Origin of the sequence: Actibacterium sp. XHP0104 (genome assembly GCF_025751515.1) — a bacterium.
Lineage (GTDB): Bacteria > Pseudomonadota > Alphaproteobacteria > Rhodobacterales > Rhodobacteraceae > Actibacterium_D.
Genome location: NZ_JAOWLE010000002.1, coordinates 311187 through 329149, shown reverse-complemented (window position 1 = coordinate 329149; position 17963 = coordinate 311187). Strand labels below are relative to the sequence as shown.

Genomic DNA, 17963 nt, shown 5'->3' with positions numbered 1-17963 from the left:
GGCGGCAGGGTTGCAGCAACCGATCCTGCCGCTTCTTTTTTGCCTTACGCGCTGACCGGCGCCTCAGCCTCCAGCGGAAAGAAACAGGCATGGGCGTGGGACTCGTCGCTCAGATGCGGGCGCTCGGTCCGGCAGCGATCCTGCGCCAGCCAGCAGCGCGGCGAGAACGGGCATCCCGCCGGGATGTTCAGCGGCGACGGCAACTCGCCGCTCAGGCGGATACGCTGCGAATGCTGGCCCGGATCGGCGCGCGGCGTGGCCGACAACAGCGCCTTGGTATAGGGATGGCGCTGCGCGTCGAACAGCGCCTCTTTGCTGGCATATTCCACGCTATGGCCCAGATACATCACGATCACCTCGTCGGCCACGTGACGCACCACCGACAGGTCGTGGCTGATGAACACATAGGCCAGGCCCAGCCGTTCCTGCAGATCCAGCAGCAGGTTCAGGATCTGGCTTTGAATCGACAGGTCCAGCGCCGAAACCGGCTCGTCCAGCACCAGCAGCTTGGGGTCCAACATCAGGGCGCGGCCCACCGCGATACGCTGGCGCTGACCGCCCGAGAACATATGCGGGTAGCGGTCGTAATGTTCGGGGCGCAGGCCCACCTGTGCCAGCATCTCGCGGGCACGGGCGGTGCGCTCGTCGGCGCTCATGTCGGGGCGGTTGATCTTGAGCGGCTCTTCCAGAATGGCCCCTACCCGGTGGCGCGGGTTGAGCGACCCATAGGGATCCTGGAACACGATCTGCACCTTGTTGCGCATCTCGGACCAGCGGTCGGGCGTGACCTCTTCGCCGCCGATCGACAGCCGGCCCGCCGTGGGCGCCTCGATCATCGTCAACATCCGCGCCAGGGTGGATTTGCCACAGCCGCTTTCGCCGACCACGGCCAGGGTGCGCCCGGCGGTCAGGGTGAATGACACGTCGTTGAGCGCCCGCACCAATTGGGTGCCGCCGAACAATCCGCTTTTGACGGGGTAATGCTTGGTCAGCCCTTCGGCGACCAGAACCGGGGCGCTCATGCCTTTTCCTCCTGCGTCAGGTTCAGCGGATAGTGGCAGCGCGCAAAGCCGGTTTCCGGCCCGCCGGGGGGCGGCGGATCAGTGCGGCAGCGGTCTTGCACATGGGCGCAGCGCGGGCTGAACAGGCATCCCTGCGGCCGGTCGAACTGCCCCGGAACCACGCCCGGAATGGTCGGCAGGCGACGGCTGACCGCGCGTTCAGGCAGCGCCGACAGCAGCGCCGCCGTATAGGGATGGTGCGGCGTGGCGAACAGATCGGCCACGGGCTGTTGTTCGACCTTCTGCCCGGCATATTGCACGCTGACCTTATGGGCGGTTTCGGCCACCACACCCATGTCATGGGTGATCAGCACCAGCGCCATGCCGGTGTCGCGTTGCAACGCGGTCAGCAGTTCAAGAATCTGCGCCTGAATGGTCACGTCCAGCGCGGTGGTGGGCTCATCCGCGATCAGCAGCTTGGGCTTGCAGGAAATCGCCATTGCGATCATCACCCGCTGGTTCATGCCCCCCGACAACTGGTGCGGAAAGGCCGAGAGGCGCTTTTCGGGGGCCGGGATGCCGACCTGTTCGAACAGCTCGACCGCGCGGGCCTGACGCGCGCGCGCATCCAGCCCCAGATGGCGGCGCAGCGCCTCTTTGATCTGAAAGCCCACGGTAAAGCACGGGTTCAGCGACGACATGGGCTCTTGAAAGATCATCGCCATGTCCTTGCCGATGATGCGGCGGCGCTCGCGGGCCGAGATGCTGCGCAGGTCGCGCCCGTCAAAGGACAGCTGATCGGCGGTGATGGTCGCCGTCCAGGGCAAGAGGCCCATCAGCGCCAGAAAGGCCACCGACTTGCCCGAGCCGCTTTCGCCGACCACGCCCAGGATCTCGCCTGCATCCAGCGAGGTCTCGAACCCGTCAACGGCGCGAAAGCTGCCCGACGAGGTCTTGAATTCAACACTGAGGTTGCGGATTTCCAGCAGGGCCATGGCTCAGCTCCGTCTCAGCTTGGGATCAAGGGCATCGCGCAGCCCGTCGCCCATCAGGTTGATCGACAGCACCGTGATCAGGATGGCCAGCCCCGGAAAGGTCACCACCCACCAGGCGCGCAGGATGAACTCGCGCGCCTCGGCCAGCATGGTGCCCCATTCGGGCGTGGGCGGCTGCGCCCCCATGCCCAGGAACCCCAGCGCCGCGGCATCCAGAATGGCGGTCGAAAACGACAGCGCAGCCTGCACGATGATCGGCGCCAGGCAGTTGGGCAGCACCGTCACGAACATCAGCCGCGGCAGTCGCGCGCCGGCGACACGGGCCGAGGTGACGTAATCCTTGGACCGTTCGGCCAGCACGCTGGCGCGGGTCAGGCGCACGTAATGGGGTTGCAGCACGATGGCGATGGCGATCATCGCGTTCAGCAGCGTCGGGCCCAGAATGGCCACCAGCACCAGCGCCAGCAGCAGCGACGGAAAGGCCAGGATCACGTCCATCACGCGCATGATGATCGTATCCAGCCATCTCGGGGCAAAGCCCGACAACAGCCCCACGGTGATGCCGCCTCCGGCCGCGACCACGACGACCACCAGCCCGACAAAGAACGAATAGCGCGCCCCGTGCAGCAGCCGCGACAGCATATCGCGCCCCACCGCATCGGTTCCCAGCGCAAAGGTCAGCGTCCCGCCGTCTTGCCAGAAGGGCGGCTGCAACAGGTGCTCGCGATACTGGGCCGAGGGGTCATGCGGGGCGATCAGCGGCGCGAAGATCGCGATCAGCAGAAAGGCCGCGAAAACCCACAGGCCGAAGACCGCGCCGCGGTTCTCGCGGAAATAATACCAGAATTCGCGCAGGCGGCCCGGGCGCTCGGGGGTGATCTCCGGGATATCTTGTGTCAGCTCGGTCATCAGGTTTTCCGGATTCTGGGGTTGATCAGGCCATAAAGCACGTCAACGGTCAGGTTCACGATCATCACCATGACCGAGATCAGCAGCAGCCCGCCCTGCACAACCGGGTAGTCGCGGCGGAAGATACTGTCGACCATCCACTTGCCGATACCGGGCCATGAGAAAATCGTCTCGGTCAGGATCGCGCCGGCCAGCAGCGTGCCGACCATCAGGCCGATCACGGTGATGACCGGGATCATGGCATTGCGCAGCGCGTGCAGCCCGTTGACCCGCAGCGGCGGCAGGCCCTTGGCGCGGGCAGTGCGGATGTAATCCTCGGACAGCACCTCAAGCATCGCGGATCGCGTCTGACGCGCGATCACCGCCAGCGGGATGGTGCCCAGCACCACGGTGGGCAGGATCAGGTGTTTGACCGCCGACACGAAGGCGCCTTTTTGCCCCGACAGGAAAGAGTCGATCAGCATGAACCCGGTCGGCGTGTCGAAATAGAACATCAGCGACATCCGCCCCGACACCGGCGTCAGCCCGGCCATGCCCGAGAACACGATGATCAGCAGCAAGGCCCACCAGAAGATCGGCATCGAATAGCCGATCAGCGCCGAGGACATAAGCAGCCGGTCAAAGAACTTGCCACGGTTGACCGCCGCGATCACCCCGGCCGGCAGGCCCAGCACCACCGCCAATACGATCGCGCAGATCGACAGTTCAAGCGTGGCGGGGAACAGGGAAAAGAATTCGTCCCAGACGGGTTTCTTGGTGACGAAAGAATTGCCCAGGTCGCCTTGCAGCACCCCGACAAGATAATCGAAATACTGGCTTATGACGGGTTTGTCGAAACCCAGCTGATGATACAGCTGGTCATACCGTTCCTGGCTCATCCCGCGTTCACCGGCCATCACGACGATCGGATCGCCGGGCAGCACCCGGATAAAGGCAAAGGATATGATCGTCACGCCAAAGAATGTCGGCACGAAGGTCAGTATCCGCATCAGCAGAAAATTAAGCATCCCATCCCCCCCGGGATGACACGGGGCCTTGCGGCCCCGTATCGGTTTCGTTTCAGTTCAGCGTGACATTGTGGAAGTAATGCCCGCCAAACGGGTCGATCTTGTAGCCCTGCACATTGTTGAGCATCGGCATGAACACGACCGAATGGGCGATGGTGGCCCAGGGCGCCTGATCCTTGAAGACAGCCTGCGCCTCTTCATACAGGCGGGTGCGTTCGGCCTGATCCGAGGCGACCTTGGCCTGGTTGATCAGGTTGTTGAACGGCTCGTGGCACCATTGGGCGCGGTTCGATCCGCCCACGGCGTCACAGCCCAGCAGAACGGCCAGGAAGTTGTCCGGGTCGCCATTGTCGCCGGTCCAGCCCAGCAGCACTGCGCCATCGCGGTCCAGCTCTTTCGAGCGGCTCAGATACTCGCCCCATTCATAGGACACGATTTCCACATCGACACCGATCTTGGCAAAGTCGGATTGCATCAGCTCGGCCATGCGGCGGGCGTTGGGGTTATAGGGCCGCTGCACGGGCATGGCCCAGATCTTCATCGACAGATCCGTGATGCCCTCGGCCGCCAAGGCCGCCATGGCGCCTTCGGGGTCATAGGCATCATCGACGATGGCGTCGTTATAGCTCCACATGGTGGGGGGCAGCGGGTTCTTGGCGATCCGGCCAGAGCCCTGGAACACCACATCGATGATCGCCTGTTTGTCGATCGCCATGTTCAGCGCCTTGCGCACCTTGGGGTTATCAAAGGGCGGCAGCTTGGTGTTATAGGCCAGGTAGCCCACGTTCAGGCCTTCCTGCTGCATCATGTTGATGTTCGGGTCGGCCTGCATCGCGGCAATGTCGGCGGGCGCCGGATAGGGCATCACGTGGCACTCGCCAGCTTGCAGTTTTTGGTAGCGCACCGAGGCCTCGGGGGTGATCGCGAAGATCAGGTTCTCGACCCCAGCCGGTTCACCCCAATAGTCGCCAAAGCGGGTATAGCGGATCACGGCGTCTTTCTGATAGCCGACGAACTGGAACGGGCCTGTGCCGATCGGCGCCTGGTTGATCATCTCGGGCGTGCCGGCCGTCAGCATCGCGTCGCCATATTCCTTGGATTGGATCGAGCCGAAATCCATTGCCAGGTTGGCGATGAACGGGGCCTCGGGGCGGGTCAGGTTGAACTGCACGGTCAGATCGTCGATCTTTTCGATCGAGCTGATCAGCTCGGGCATCGACATGCCGTTGAAATATTCCCAGGTACCACCGGACACGGTGTAATAGGGGTTATCCTCAAGGCGCTGGCGATCAAAGGTATAGATCACGTCATCGGCGTTCATGTCGCGGCTGGGCGTGAACATGTCATTGGAATGGAACTTGACGCCCGCCCGCAGCTTGAAGGTGACGGTCTTGCCATCCTCGGATATGGTCCAGCTTTCGGCCAGGCCTGGCATGACGTTGGTGGTGCCCAGTTCAAACTCGGCCAGCTTGTTGAACACCGGCTTGGACGAGGCGTCGAAGGATGTGCCCGACGTGTAAAGCGCGGGGTCAAAACCCTCGGGCGAGCCTTCAGAGCAATAGATAAGCGTCTGCGCCGACGCTGCCCCGGCCAAGAACCCGGACAGCACAAAGGCCGACGCAATTAAGCGCGAAGTTTTCATTGGTTATCTCCCTGTTACATGTGGCCCCTATTCTGGAGGAGGGCCATCATTACGACTATTCTGCCATGTGATGATCGAAACAAGGCATTCGGCCCATGGTTTACGGTACGTCAACTTGTCAGTTTGACAGCGCGGGCTGACGGATAGTCGGCAGCGCGGCGGTTCGCACTGGCGAAATGACGGTGACCGTGGCGTGTTGCGCTGCCTTCAGGTGATTCTGACGCGCTCAGGCGACACTCTGCGCGGGGTCCAGCTTTTCGGTCAGCCAGCGTTCCAGGGTGGCCGCATCGGGGGTCAGTTCGACCGCCGCACCGCCGGTGAATTCGGCAAAGGCGGCCTGATTCAACCGGTTCAGCCCCACCAGCACCGGCAGGTCGCGCGCCAGGGCCTCGGCGATGACCTCGCGAAAGCCGCGGCCCTCGGCCTCGTGCTTGCCGAACTTGTTGATCACCAGGAAATCGGGGGCATCCGACAGGCTGCCCGCGACCAACCCGACCGCCTCTTCCAGCGCGGTGGGGTCAAGGCGGCACCCTTTCGAGCCCTTGCCAAGATCCTGCGAGATGCGCAGGCGCGGGCCGTCGGGCAGCACCTGAACATCCATATCGCACGGCCCGTCGGTGTCGCGTTCGGTGTTGATCTGCACGGTGCCACAAGGGCGATAGCCACGTCCCTGCAACCGCTGAACCAGCGACAGCAACAGCAGGTCTGTGTCGCCCCGCCCGGGGGCCATGGTGTAGGCGATATTCATGGTCGTTGGTCCTTACGTCCTATTGAATGGAATAAATTCCAGCAAAGCGCCAGCGGGTAGTTCATCTGCCTCGGCCGGAATCAGCACCACGCCGTCAGCGGCGGCCAGCTGGGTGATGCGCGCGGAATGGGTGGCGGCGTCGCATTGCGCGACCTCGCGGCCCTGGTGATCATGACCGCTCAGCCGCGCCGGGCGCAGCTCGCACCTGCCGGGGCGGTGGCGGATCGCGCTGCCGGCCACCACGTGGCGACGGCGGGTGTCGGGGTCGGACGCGCCTGCCAGTCGGCGCACGATGTCGGTGCCGAAGATCTGCCAGCACATATAGGCCGACATCGGGTTGCCCGGCAGGCCCAGCCACAGCGCGCCGCCAAGCCGGCCAAAGCTGACCGGCTTACCCGGTTTCATCAGCACCCCTTCAAAGGCCAGGTCGGCCCCCAGGGCGCGCATCGCGGGGCGCAGGTGGTCTTCTTCACCGACCGAGATGCCGCCGGTCGTGACCACCAGGTCGGCGCGGCGGGCCAGATCGGCCAGGATGGCGCGCAAGCTGTCGGGGTCATCCCCGGCGGGGCTGGCGGTGATCAGGTCGATATCGGGGGCGGCGATGGCGGTGCTCAGCAAAGGGGTATTCACGTCCCAGATGCGCGCGGGGTCCAGCGCATGGCCCGGTTGCGTGACCTCGTCGCCGGTGATCAGCAGCGCAACCCGCAAGCGGCGCGTGACGGTGACATGGGCGTGACCGGCGGCGGCGGCGGTGCCCAGCTGGCGCGCGCCCAGACGCGCGCCCGGCGCCAAGACCTGGGCGCCGTGGGCGATTTCCTCGCCCGCACGGCGGATGTTTTCGCCCGCCGGTACGGCATGGCGCAGGGTGATCTGGTCGCCGACGCGCGTGACATGTTCCTGCATCACCACCGCATCGGCCCCCGGCGGCAGCGGCGCGCCGGTAAAGATACGCACCGCATTGGCGGCGATGTCGTCGCCCTGCCCGGCTTGCCCGGCGGCGATGCGGTCGGATACCGGCAGCGTCCAGGGGCCGTCACCGGTCAGCGCAGCGGCGCGCAGGGCATAGCCATCCATGGCCGAGTTATCAAAGGGCGGCAGCGCGGCGCGGGCCAGAACCGGCGCGGCCAGCACACGGCCCTGCGCGGCCGCAAGCGGCAGATCCTCTTGCCCGGCGACGGGTTGCACCAGCGCGCTGATCCGCGCCAGGGCCGCGTCGATCGAGATCAGCCCGCCCTGCCCCGCCGTATCGCAGCCGCAGCCCCAGCCGTGCATATCCTGCTGGATGGTCATTCTTCGGCTCCTGAGGTGAAATGGCCCGGCCCGACCGAGCAATCGAGATCGCGCAGCAGCCCGTTTTTCAGCCCGTAGATCAGCCCGTGTACCCGCAGATCGGCGCCTCGGCGCCAGGCGCGGGTGACGATCGGGGTCTCGGCCACGCGGCGCACGCCCTCGACCACGTTCAGCTCGGCCAGGCGGTCGCGCCGCGCGGTGTCATCCTCGGCGCGCGACAGATCGACGGCATAGGCGCGAGCCAGACGGCGAATGGGTTCCAGCCAGTGATCGGCCAGCCCATGGGGCGCGTCCTCGGTGGCGGCATGGACGCCGCCACAGCCGTAATGGCCGCAGACGATGATCTCGCGCACCTGCAAGACGTCGACCGCGAATTCCAGCGCCGACAACAGGTTCAGGTCGGCCGAATGCACCACGTTGGCGACGTTGCGGTGGACAAAGACCTCGCCCGGGTCCAGCCCGGCCACCACGTTCGCGGGCACCCGGCTGTCCGAGCAGCCGATCCAGAAATATTCGGGGCGCTGCTGGGCGGCCAGGCGGGCGAAATAGCCCGGATCGGCCTCGTGGCGTTGGGCCGACCAGGCCAGGTTGCGGTCAAGAAGATCAGTCAGCATCGGGTAGCTCCAGCAAACGGTCCAGCCCGCGACGGCGCAGCATGCGCAGGCTCAGCATATCCAGATCCGCCCGTCCCAGGCGCACACGCGCCAGCGGGATCAGAACGGCGTTTTCGACGATCAGGTGGCGCCGCAGATGGCCGGTAAAGGCCCGCATCGATGCCGCCGCATCGGGTGACAGCGCCCGGCCATACAGCCAGACACCCTCGAAGGCCTCTACCACGAAGGGCAGACAGGCCTGCACGATGTCATGCTCCCAATCGAGCCGGTCCTTGAGGCGCCCGATCTCGTCTTCGGGCGGGCACCGGCGCAGCATCAGCGGCAACAGGTCGTCGCGCTCGTCGTCGATCAGCTGCGGCAGTTCCTGCCGCAGAAAGCCCAGCACCATCTCGGCCTCGTCGGCGGTGGGATGATCCTTCTCCGCCAGCCGGTCGATCTCGGCGCAAATCTCGCGCAGGCGATGGTGATCGCGCAGGATGAAATCCAGCGGATCGCCAAGCGCCCGCAGGCGCGCCGACCGCGAGCTTTTTTCGCCCTTCGGTCTGCGCGCCCGGCGTGTCACCGCATGCCGCCCGGCTCTGGGGCGGTGGCCGGATCGGCGCCTATGATCTCGGCCCCGCGCACCAGCGCGTCGGTGAAATCGCGCGCGGCCCGTGCCCAAGCGGCCTTTTCCATAGCCTCACCTATCTTGGTGCGCACGGCCTCAAAGGGCAGCACCGCACCATGGGCGACGGCATCCATGCGGATCACGTGATAGCCATGCCGCGTGGGCACCGGGGCGGCCGAGATGTCGCCCTCGGCCATGTCGCGCAGGGCGGCCTCGAATTCGGGGACGGTATCGCCGGGGCCAAGCTGACCCAGCGTGCCCCCCGCCGCGCCAGAGCCGCAATCGCTGTTCTGTTTTGCCAGGTCGGCAAAGCGGCGCGGGTTGTCCCGCACTTGTTTGATCAGCGCCTCTGCGCGGGCGCGGGCCAGCGTGGCGGCCTGTTCATCGGCCAGATTGCAGGCACACAGGATATGCGACACCTCCCACAGGGGGGGCGCGCGGAAACGTTCGGGATCACGCGCCCATTCGGCGCGGATATCGGCCTCGGATGGCTGCGCCACCTCGACCGCGGTGTCGAGAAGGCCCCGGATCAGGGCCTCCTCGTCTGTTTCAAACCGGCCCGGTCCGACCTCGACCGGATCGGGTGCCATGCCGCGCCGGCGTGCCTCTTGCAGCAGCAGGGTGCGGATGGCGACCGCGTTTGCGGCCTTGCGCCAGGCGATACCGGGCTTGCCGGCCGGGGCGCTGTGGTTCTGCGCCTCGGCCGCAACCACGGCCTGGGGCACGGTTTCGCCATTGACGACGAGATCGGGGAAAAGGGCCGTGGTCATGGGCTTACTCCGCCGGGCCGTTACGACGCGAGCGTACGATCTGATAGCCCGGGCGCGTGAAGTAGCGCAGCGGAACCGACAGCATGTGCACAAGGCGCGTGAACGGGAACACCAGGAAGATCGTCAGACCCAGGAACAGGTGCAGCTTGAACAGCAGCGCCACGTCGGCGATGTGATCGGCGGCATCCGACTGGAAGGTAAAGATCCCCTGCGCCCAGGACATGAACTTGGTCATCTCATGGCCGTCGAGGTGTTGCAGCGACACAAAGATCGTGCCGACGCCCAGCAGCAGCTGTGCGATCAGCAGCACCAGGATGGCGATATCCGCAAAGCTCGAGGTCTGGCGGATGCGCGGATCGTTCAGGCGGCGTTGCAGCAGCATGCCGCCCCCGATCAGCGCCATGATGCCGGCGATACCACCCGCGATCACGGCCAGCAGCTGTTTCGCGCCGTGGCTGATGCCGATTGCGTCGAACACCCAGATCGGGGTCAGCAGACCCACCAGGTGGCCGAAGAAGATCACCAGAACGCCGACATGGAACAGCACCGAGCCAATTACCAGCTGCTTGCGCCGCAAGAGCTGGCTGGACGAGCTTTTCCAGGTGAAGGGATCACGCTCGTAGCGGGCGATCGACCCGATCAACAGCACCGACAGCGCGATGTAGGGATAGATTCCGAAAAGGAAATTATGCATCAAAGCCTCCATTACTCTGCGGCCAGGCCGGGTTTGGGGTTGGTCGGTTCATCCATGCGCGCAAGCATGTCGCGCACCTGGGGACAACCGGCATTGGGATCGGGGCCAAAGAGGACCTCGCTTTCCTCCCAGACCGCGTCCAGCGCCTCGAGGTCTTCGGGGTCTGTTTCGGGCTGGTCCAGCAGCTCGGCCACGGCCTCTTGGTTGGCCTCTGCGCCCGACAGCTGCAAAAGAGCGGCGAACACGGCGCAATACGGGCTTTCCCGCCGGACAAGCCGGGCGTTCAGGGCCTCAAATATATGCGCCGCGTCCGCCAAGGTATCCTGCACCTCAACGAAGGGACGTGTGGACAGGAATTCCAGCAGCACCGGCAGGTGGTCGGGCAATTCGGACGTGGCGGGTTCGATCCCCGCCTCGCGATAGGTTTCCAGCAGCGACACCATCGCGCCGCCCCGGTCGCGGCTTTCGCCGTGAACATGTTCAAAGAGGTTCAGCGACAGGGTGCGCGAGCGGTCGAACAGCATGACATAGCGTTCTTGCAGGTCATAGATGTCGTCGCTGCCCAGGCTGTCGACCAGCGGGCGCAGGGCCCGCCGGGCGGCAGCCGTCAGCCGGGTATCAGAGGCGAGAACGCCTCCGATTTCCGGCATGGCGGCCTGCAGTTCGGCCGTCGGATAGCTGAGGATCAGCGACAGGGCTTTCAGGGTCCGGTCCATCACATCACCTCCGACGGCATTTTCAGCGGTTTCTTCGAGCCGCCAAAGAGCGAGCCTTTGGACACGCCCGTCGAGCAGCCGTTGCCATCGGTAAAGCCGCAGCCGCCGCGCAGGTCATAGGCCTCTTCGACCTGTTCGCGGTGCGTGGTCGGGATGACGAACCGGTCTTCGTAATCGGCAAGGGCCATGATCTTGTACATGTCCTCGATCATCCGACCCGACAGGCCGACACGGGTGGCCAGGCCTTCGTCGATCACCCCATCCACGGTTTTCGCCCGCATATAGGCCCGCATCGCCAGCATCCGTTCCAGCGCCGTGGCCACGGGGGCCTCGTCACCGGCGGTCAGCATGTTGGCCAGGTATTTCAGCGGGATACGCAGGTTGCGCACGTCGGGCATGGCGCCGTCGACACCGATTGCACCCGCCTCGGCGGCGTTCTGGATCGGCGACAGCGGCGGGATGTACCACACCATCGGCAGCGTCCGGTATTCGGGATGCAGCGGGAAGGCAACCTTCCAGTCCATCGCCATTTTCCAGATCGGGCTTTCCTGAGCGGCCTTCAGCCAGTCTTGCGGAATGCCCTGTTCCTGCGCCGCCTTGATCACCGCCGGATCGTTGGGATCCAGGAACACGCCCAGTTGCGCATCATAGAGATCGGTGGTCTCGGCCGCGCCGGCGGCCTGGTCGATCTTGTCGGCATCGTAGAGCATCACACCCAGGTAGCGGATGCGCCCCACGCAGGTTTCCGAACAGACGGTCGGGTTGCCGCTTTCGATCCGGGGATAGCACAGGGTGCATTTCTCGGATTTGCCGGTGGACCAGTTGTAATAGACCTTCTTGTAGGGGCAGCCACTGACGCACATCCGCCAGCCGCGGCATTTCTCCTGGTCGATCAGCACGATCCCGTCTTCCTCGCGCTTGTAGATCGCACCCGACGGGCACGACGCCACGCAGGCGGGGTTGAGGCAGTGTTCGCACAGACGGGGGAGATACATCATAAAGGTGTTCTCGTATTCCCCGTAGATCTCTTTCTGGATGCCCTCAAAGTTGTAATCGGCCGAGCGTTTCGAGAATTCGCCGCCCAGGATTTCCTCCCAGTTGGGGCCTTTCTCGATCTTCTCGATCCGCTCGCCGGTGATCTTGGAACGCGGGCGCGCGGTCGGGAAGGCCTTCATCTCGGGGGCCGATTTCAGGTGGTCATAGTCGAAATCGAACGGCTCGTAATAGTCGTCGATCTCGGGCAGGTCGGGGTTGGCGAAGATATTCGCCAGGATCCGCCATTTGCCGCCCTGCTTGGGCTGCAACTTGCCCGAGCGGGTCCGCTCCCAGCCACCGTTCCAGCGTGCCTGGTTTTCCCAGTCGGTCGGATACCCGGTGCCGGGTTTGGTTTCGACGTTATTGAACCAGGCGTATTCGACGCCGTCGCGGCTGGTCCAGACGTTCTTGCAGGTAACAGAACACGTGTGACACCCGATACATTTGTCCAGGTTCAGCACCATTCCGATTTGTGCACGCACCTTCATTCCGCGGCCTCCTTCTGGCTTGCGGGCTGGTCGAGCCAGTCGACCTTGCGCATTTTTCTGACGACGACGAACTCATCCCGGTTCGAACCCACGGTGCCATAGTAGTTGAAGCCGTAGGACTGCTGGGCGTAGCCGCCGATCATATGGGTCGGTTTCAGCGTTGCCCGGGTGACCGAGTTGTGAATGCCGCCCCGGTTGCCGGTCTTCTCGGATCCGGGCGTGTTCACGATCTTCTCCTGGGCGTGATACATGAAGGTCGTTCCGTCCTTCATCCGCTGCGACACCACCGCCCGCGCGGTCAGCGCGCCGTTGGTGTTGTAGAGCTCGACCCAGTCGTTATCGACAATGCCGCCTTTCTTGGCATCGTTTTCCGAGATCCAGATCACCGGGCCGCCGCGGTTCAGCGTCAGCATCAGCAGGTTGTCGGAATAGGTCGAGTGGATGCCCCATTTCTGGTGCGGGGTGATGAAGTTCAGAACCAGGCTGTCGCCATCGTCGACCACCTCTTTGGTGATGGTTTTCAGGTCCACCGGCGGGCGGTAGGACATGAAGCCTTCGCCGAAGGCCAGCATCCACAGGTGATCCTGATAGAGCTGCTGACGACCGGTCAGCGTGCGCCACGGGATCAGCTCGTGAACGTTGGTGTAGCCGGCGTTATAGCAGACCTTCTCGCTTTCAAGGCCCGACCAGGTGGGCGACGAGATGATCTTGCGCGGCTGCGCGGCGATGTCGCGGAAGCGGATCTTTTCGTCTTCCTTGGGCAGCGCCAGGTGGGTGTGATCGCGGCCGGTGGCATTGGACAGCGCGGCCCAGGCCTTGACGGCGACCTCGCCGTTGGTTTCCGGCGCCAGCATCAGCACGACCTCGGTCGCGTCGATGTCGGTGACGATCTTCGGGCAGCCCTTGGCGGGGCCGTCTTCCCATTCGCCGTTCAGCTCGCGCAGGTGCTGGACCTCGTGCTCGGTGTTCCAGCTGATGCCCTTGCCGCCGTTGCCGATCTTGTCCATGAGCGGACCAAGCGCGACAAAGCGGTCATAGATCGCCGTGTAGTCGCGTTCGACCGCGATGTAGTTCGGCGCGGTCTTGCCCGGAATAAGGTCGCATTCGCCTTTCTTCCAGTCTTTGACCTGATCCTGGGCGATCTCACCGGGGGTGTCGTGCAGGATGGGCAGCGCGACGATGTCGGTTTCCTTGCCAAGGATCTCGGGGGCAACCTCTTGCACCTTCTTGGCGATGGCCTTGAAGATTTCCCAGTCCGATTTCGACTCATAGGCCGGGTCCACGGCCGCTTGCAGCGGGTGGATGAACGGGTGCATGTCCGAAGTGTTGAGGTCGTTCTTTTCGTACCACGACGCGGTGGGCAGCACGATGTCGGAATAGACGGCCGTGGTGCTCATGCGGAAGTCGATGGTCACCAGCAGGTCGAGCTTGCCGCGCGGGCCCTCGTCATGCCACTTGGCCTCTTTCGGCAGTTGCGCGCCCTCTTCGCCCAGGTCCTTGCCCATGACGCCGTGATCGGTGCCCAGCAGGTGCTTGAGGAAGTATTCGTGGCCCTTGCCGCTGGAGCCCAGCAGGTTCGAGCGCCACACGAACAGGTTGCGCGGCCAGTTTTCCGGTGCATCCGGATCTTCGCACGACATTTCCAGTTCGCCCGACTTCAGCTGCTCGGCCACATAGGCCGGGATTTCCTTGCCCGCCGCCTTGGCCGCCTTGGCCACTTCAAGCGGGTTGGTTTTCAGCTGCGGTGCCGAGGGCAGCCAGCCCATCCGCTCGGCGCGGATGTTGTAGTCGATGATGTTGATGTCCCAGTCGCCTTCGGGGGCGGTGGGCGACAGGATCTCGCTGGCGGTCAGGGTCTCGTAGCGCCACTGGTCGGTATGGGCATACCAGGCGCTGGTCGAGTTCATGTGCCGCGGCGGGCGGGCCCAGTCCAGCGCGAAGGCCAGAGGCTGCCAGCCGGTTTGCGGGCGCAGCTTTTCCTGACCCACATAGTGAGCCCAGCCGCCACCGGATTGACCCACGCAGCCGCACATCACCAGCATGTTGATGACGCCGCGATAGTTCATGTCCATGTGGTACCAGTGGTTCATCGCCGCGCCGATGATGACCATCGACTTGCCGTTGGTCTTTTCGGCGTTCTGGGCGAATTCACGGGCAACGTGGACGATCTTGTCGGCGGAAACGCCGGTGATCTTTTCGGCCCATGCGGGGGTGCCGGGCATGTCTTCGTCATAGTTCGACGTCACCCAGTCGCCGCCCAGACCGCGATCAAGCCCGTAGTTGGCGCAGAACAGGTCGAACACCGTGGCCACCTTGATGGTGCCGTTGGCGGTCTTGATCTGCTTGACCGGGATGTTGCGGGTCAGCACGTCGGGACGGGTGTCGCCGGTGGTGAAGGCCTCGGTGGCGGCGCCGCCGAAATAGGGGAAATCGACGCCGGCAACCTCGTCGTGATCCTCGTCGAGAACCAGCGACATCAGCAGGTTGGTATCGGTGCCGGCGGCCTTTTCTTCAAGGTTCCATTCGCCCTGCTCGCCCCAGCGATAGCCGATGGCGCCGTTGGGCGACACCAGACCGCCCGCCTTGCTGTCCCAGGCGACGGTTTTCCATTCGGGGTTGGTTTCCTCGCCCAGCTTGCCGTCCAGATCGTCGGCGCGCAGGAAGCGGCCCGGGATCAGCTTGCCGTCTTTTTCCTCGAGCTTCACCAGCATCGGGAAGTCCGAGTATTTGCGGCAATACTCTTCGAAATACGGGGCCTGACGGTCGAGGTGGAACTCGCGCAGGATCACGTGGCCAAAGGCCATGGCAAGCGCGGCGTCGGTGCCCTGTTTGACGTTCAGCCAGACATCGCCAAACTTGGCGGCCTCGGAATAGTCGGGGCAGATAACGGCGGACTTGGTGCCGCGATAGCGGGCCTCGGTGTAGAAGTGGGCGTCGGGCGTCCGGGTCTGAGGCACGTTCGAGCCCCACAACAGCAGGTAGCCCGCGTTATACCAGTCGGCCGATTCCGGCACGTCGGTCTGTTCGCCCCAGGTCATCGGGCTGGCCGGCGGCAGGTCGCAATACCAGTCGTAGAACGACATGCAGACGCCCCCCAGCAGCGACAGGTAGCGCGACCCGGCGGCGTAGGAGATCATCGACATGGCCGGGATCGGCGAGAAGCCGAACACCCGGTCGGGACCATAGGTCTTGACGGTATAGGCGTTGGCGGCGGCGACGATCTCGGTCGCCTCGTCCCAGGTGGCGCGCACAAAGCCGCCCTTGCCGCGGGTCTTGACGTATTCGCCACGCAGGATCGGGTCGTTTTGCAGCGCGGTCCAGGCCTGGATCGGGCTCATCGTGGCGCGCATGCGGCGCCAAGTTTTCATCAGGCGGCCGCGGACCAGCGGGTTCTTCACCCGGTTGGCGCTGTAAAGATACCAGCTGTAGGACGCGCCGCGGGCGCAGCCGCGCGGTTCGTGGTTCGGCAGGTCGGGGCGGGTGCGCGGGTAATCGGTCTGCTGGGTTTCCCAGGTGACGATGCCGGATTTCACGTAGATCTTCCACGAGCACGACCCGGTGCAGTTCACACCATGGGTCGAGCGCACGATCTTGTCGTGACGCCAGCGGTTTCTGTAAGTGTCTTCCCAGTCGCGGTTTTCGCGGGTGGTCTGACCGTGTCCGTTGGCGAACGTGTCCAGTTCTTTTGACTGGAAAAAGTTCAGTCTGTCGAGCAGATGACTCATGGGGTGTCTCCTCAGATTGCGGGCCCGCCCCGGCGCCATGCCGGAGCGGGTAAGCGTCGGATCAGGGGTTCTGAACGTAGGCGTTGGGCCGCAGGTAGAACCACCAGTTGATGGCGATACAGACCGCGTAGAACACCGCGAAACCGTAGAGCGCATATTCGGGCGTTCCGGCCTTCAGCTGCTCACCAAACACCTTGGGGATGATGAAGGCGCCATAAGCGGCCACGGCGGCGGTCCAGCCCAGGGTCGGGCCAGCCTGTTCCTTGTCGAACACCACAGCGATGGTACGGAAGGTCGAGCCGTTGCCGATACCGGTGGCCGCGAACAGAACCAGGAAGAGGCCCAGGAACGGGTAGAAGTACTGTTCCGGGGTGGCCGAGGCATAGGCCTGCTGGATGAAGTAGGCGACACCCAGGGCCGAGATGACCATGACGATCGAGATCCACTGCGTGACGCGGGCACCGCCCAGCTTGTCAGCCATCATACCGCCGATCGGGCGGATCAGCGCGCCGATGAACGGGCCCATCCAGGCAAACATCAGGGCCGAGGGGCCGTTGGCGTTGACCGTGTTGTGGGTCAGCACACCGTCAACCATCAGGTGCTGGAAGCCGAACACGACCTTGATGGTCAGCGCCAGGGCGGCCGAGTAGCCGATGAAGCTGCCGAAGGTCATGGTGTAGATCACCGTCATGGCCCAGGTGTGCTTGTTGCCAAAGATGCGGTACTGGCGGGTCAGGTTCTGACCGACGGCGCCGGGGATCATCTTGAGGCCCAGCACGGTCAGCGCGATGACGATGGGCAGAACGATCCATTTCGACACGCCCAGACCCGAGGTCGGCAGACCGCCCGGAACAGACGGCAGCAGCAGCCACAGGCCAAAGGCGGCAGTGGCAAAGCCGATCACCAGCATGCCGGTGATGATCGAGAACGATCCGATCGGGTTCGGGATGTCGGGCGACACGTGTTCGTCGCGGATGTTGTTCATGCCCCACCAGCCGAGAACGGCCAGCGGCACCAGGGCCAGCAGCCAGACGAAGCCCGCGTTGTGGATGTAGGTCTCGGTCCCGGCGGGGATCTTGCCGATCAGCGTGCCCGAGGTGTTGACCAGCGTGCGGCTTTCACCACCGAACAGGCCGAAGGTCATGACCAGCGGAATGACGATCTGCATCGTGGTCACGCCAAAGTTGCCCAGGCCGGCGTTCATGCCCAGTGCGTAACCCTGGATCTTCTTGGGATAGAAGAAGCTGATGTTCGACATCGAGCTCGAGAAGTTACCGCCGCCGATGCCGCTGAGGAAGGCCAGGATCTGGAAGTGCCACAGCGGCGTATCCGGGTTCTGCAGGGCCATGCCCGCGCCGATGGCGGGGATCATCAGCAGCGCGGTTGTAAAGACGATCGTGTTTCGACCGCCCGCGATGCGGATGAAGAAGGTCGAGGGAATACGCAGCGTGGCCCCGGTCAGGCCGGCGATGGCGCCCAGGGTGAACAGCTGCGATTGTTCGAAAGCAAAGCCCAGGTTGATCATCTGAACGGTGATGATCCCCCAGTAGAGCCACACGGCGAAACCGCAAAGCAGAGACGGGATGGAAATCCACAGGTTGCGGGTTGCTATGGACTTGCCCTTCGAGGCCCAAAAGGCCTCGTCATCGGGTGTCCAGTTTCTAAGGTCTTGTCCCATGTCAGATCCTTTGATGGTGTTGGGATGGCGGGCGGGCATGGCCC

General features: G+C 64.2%; 15 protein-coding genes. All 15 read right to left on the bottom strand.

Annotated elements, in window-relative coordinates:
* Positions 1-44 precede the first annotated feature (44 nt).
* Entirely contained in the window at positions 45-1022 is a 978-nt protein-coding gene (locus tag OE856_RS06010) for an ABC transporter ATP-binding protein (RefSeq protein ID WP_263715148.1), read from the bottom strand.
* Positions 1019-1996: an ABC transporter ATP-binding protein gene (locus tag OE856_RS06005; protein ID WP_263715147.1), complete on the bottom strand. Its 978-nt coding sequence runs from the start codon at positions 1994-1996 to the stop codon at positions 1019-1021. Before OE856_RS06005 ends, OE856_RS06010 begins: the two co-directional genes overlap by 4 nt.
* 3 nt (positions 1997-1999) lie before the next feature.
* Positions 2000-2905, bottom strand: a complete 906-nt coding sequence (locus tag OE856_RS06000) for an ABC transporter permease subunit (protein WP_263715146.1) — start codon at positions 2903-2905, stop codon at positions 2000-2002.
* On the bottom strand, positions 2905-3912 hold the full coding sequence (locus OE856_RS05995) for an ABC transporter permease subunit (protein ID WP_263715145.1): 1008 nt from the start codon (positions 3910-3912) through the stop codon (positions 2905-2907). Before OE856_RS05995 ends, OE856_RS06000 begins: the two co-directional genes overlap by 1 nt.
* A 52-nt stretch (positions 3913-3964) precedes the next feature.
* A complete protein-coding gene (locus OE856_RS05990; protein WP_263715144.1) occupies positions 3965-5554 on the bottom strand; it encodes an ABC transporter substrate-binding protein in 1590 nt (529 codons plus the stop codon).
* A gap of 226 nt (positions 5555-5780) precedes the next feature.
* Positions 5781-6302 (bottom strand): DUF2478 domain-containing protein, encoded by a 522-nt coding sequence (locus OE856_RS05985; RefSeq protein ID WP_263715143.1) that lies wholly within the window; start codon positions 6300-6302, stop codon positions 5781-5783.
* A 12-nt stretch (positions 6303-6314) separates the two neighbouring features.
* Positions 6315-7592, bottom strand: coding sequence for a gephyrin-like molybdotransferase Glp (gene glp, locus OE856_RS05980; RefSeq protein WP_263715142.1), 1278 nt, complete (start codon positions 7590-7592; stop codon positions 6315-6317).
* Complete coding sequence (locus tag OE856_RS05975) at positions 7589-8206, bottom strand: carbonic anhydrase (protein WP_263715141.1); 618 nt, start codon at positions 8204-8206, stop codon at positions 7589-7591. Before OE856_RS05975 ends, glp begins: the two co-directional genes overlap by 4 nt.
* Positions 8196-8768: a hemerythrin domain-containing protein gene (locus OE856_RS05970; RefSeq protein WP_263715140.1), complete on the bottom strand. Its 573-nt coding sequence runs from the start codon at positions 8766-8768 to the stop codon at positions 8196-8198. The genes OE856_RS05975 and OE856_RS05970 overlap by 11 nt, the downstream gene beginning before the upstream one ends.
* A complete protein-coding gene (locus OE856_RS05965; protein ID WP_263715139.1) occupies positions 8765-9583 on the bottom strand; it encodes a peptidylprolyl isomerase in 819 nt (272 codons plus the stop codon). The genes OE856_RS05970 and OE856_RS05965 overlap by 4 nt, the downstream gene beginning before the upstream one ends.
* A gap of 4 nt (positions 9584-9587) precedes the next feature.
* Positions 9588-10277, bottom strand: a complete 690-nt coding sequence (narI, locus tag OE856_RS05960) for a respiratory nitrate reductase subunit gamma (protein WP_263715138.1) — start codon at positions 10275-10277, stop codon at positions 9588-9590.
* Between the two features lie 11 nt (positions 10278-10288).
* On the bottom strand, positions 10289-10993 hold the full coding sequence (narJ, locus tag OE856_RS05955; protein WP_263715137.1) for a nitrate reductase molybdenum cofactor assembly chaperone: 705 nt from the start codon (positions 10991-10993) through the stop codon (positions 10289-10291).
* Positions 10993-12516 (bottom strand): nitrate reductase subunit beta, encoded by a 1524-nt coding sequence (gene narH, locus OE856_RS05950; protein WP_263715136.1) that lies wholly within the window; start codon positions 12514-12516, stop codon positions 10993-10995. The genes narJ and narH overlap by 1 nt, the downstream gene beginning before the upstream one ends.
* Positions 12513-16241 (bottom strand): nitrate reductase subunit alpha, encoded by a 3729-nt coding sequence (locus OE856_RS05945; RefSeq protein WP_263715135.1) that lies wholly within the window; start codon positions 16239-16241, stop codon positions 12513-12515. Before OE856_RS05945 ends, narH begins: the two co-directional genes overlap by 4 nt.
* 61 nt (positions 16242-16302) lie before the next feature.
* Positions 16303-17919 (bottom strand): antiporter, encoded by a 1617-nt coding sequence (locus OE856_RS05940; protein WP_263715134.1) that lies wholly within the window; start codon positions 17917-17919, stop codon positions 16303-16305.
* Positions 17920-17963: the final 44 nt, after the last annotated feature.

Excerpts from the sequence above, each read along its gene's own strand:
- OE856_RS05975 (WP_263715141.1), bottom strand. The coding sequence starts at position 8,206 with ATGCTGACTGATCTTCTTGACCGCAACCTGGCCTGGTCGGCCCAACGC.
- OE856_RS06000 (WP_263715146.1), bottom strand. The coding sequence starts at position 2,905 with ATGACCGAGCTGACACAAGATATCCCGGAGATCACCCCCGAGCGCCCG.
- narH (WP_263715136.1), bottom strand. The coding sequence starts at position 12,516 with ATGAAGGTGCGTGCACAAATCGGAATGGTGCTGAACCTGGACAAATGT.
- OE856_RS06010 (WP_263715148.1), bottom strand. The coding sequence starts at position 1,022 with ATGAGCGCCCCGGTTCTGGTCGCCGAAGGGCTGACCAAGCATTACCCC.
- OE856_RS05940 (WP_263715134.1), bottom strand. The coding sequence starts at position 17,919 with ATGGGACAAGACCTTAGAAACTGGACACCCGATGACGAGGCCTTTTGG.
- glp (WP_263715142.1), bottom strand. The coding sequence starts at position 7,592 with ATGACCATCCAGCAGGATATGCACGGCTGGGGCTGCGGCTGCGATACG.
- OE856_RS05965 (WP_263715139.1), bottom strand. The coding sequence starts at position 9,583 with ATGACCACGGCCCTTTTCCCCGATCTCGTCGTCAATGGCGAAACCGTG.
- OE856_RS06005 (WP_263715147.1), bottom strand. The coding sequence starts at position 1,996 with ATGGCCCTGCTGGAAATCCGCAACCTCAGTGTTGAATTCAAGACCTCG.
- OE856_RS05995 (WP_263715145.1), bottom strand. The coding sequence starts at position 3,912 with ATGCTTAATTTTCTGCTGATGCGGATACTGACCTTCGTGCCGACATTC.
- narI (WP_263715138.1), bottom strand. The coding sequence starts at position 10,277 with ATGCATAATTTCCTTTTCGGAATCTATCCCTACATCGCGCTGTCGGTG.
- OE856_RS05985 (WP_263715143.1), bottom strand. The coding sequence starts at position 6,302 with ATGAATATCGCCTACACCATGGCCCCCGGGCGGGGCGACACAGACCTG.
- OE856_RS05990 (WP_263715144.1), bottom strand. The coding sequence starts at position 5,554 with ATGAAAACTTCGCGCTTAATTGCGTCGGCCTTTGTGCTGTCCGGGTTC.
- OE856_RS05945 (WP_263715135.1), bottom strand. The coding sequence starts at position 16,241 with ATGAGTCATCTGCTCGACAGACTGAACTTTTTCCAGTCAAAAGAACTG.
- narJ (WP_263715137.1), bottom strand. The coding sequence starts at position 10,993 with ATGGACCGGACCCTGAAAGCCCTGTCGCTGATCCTCAGCTATCCGACG.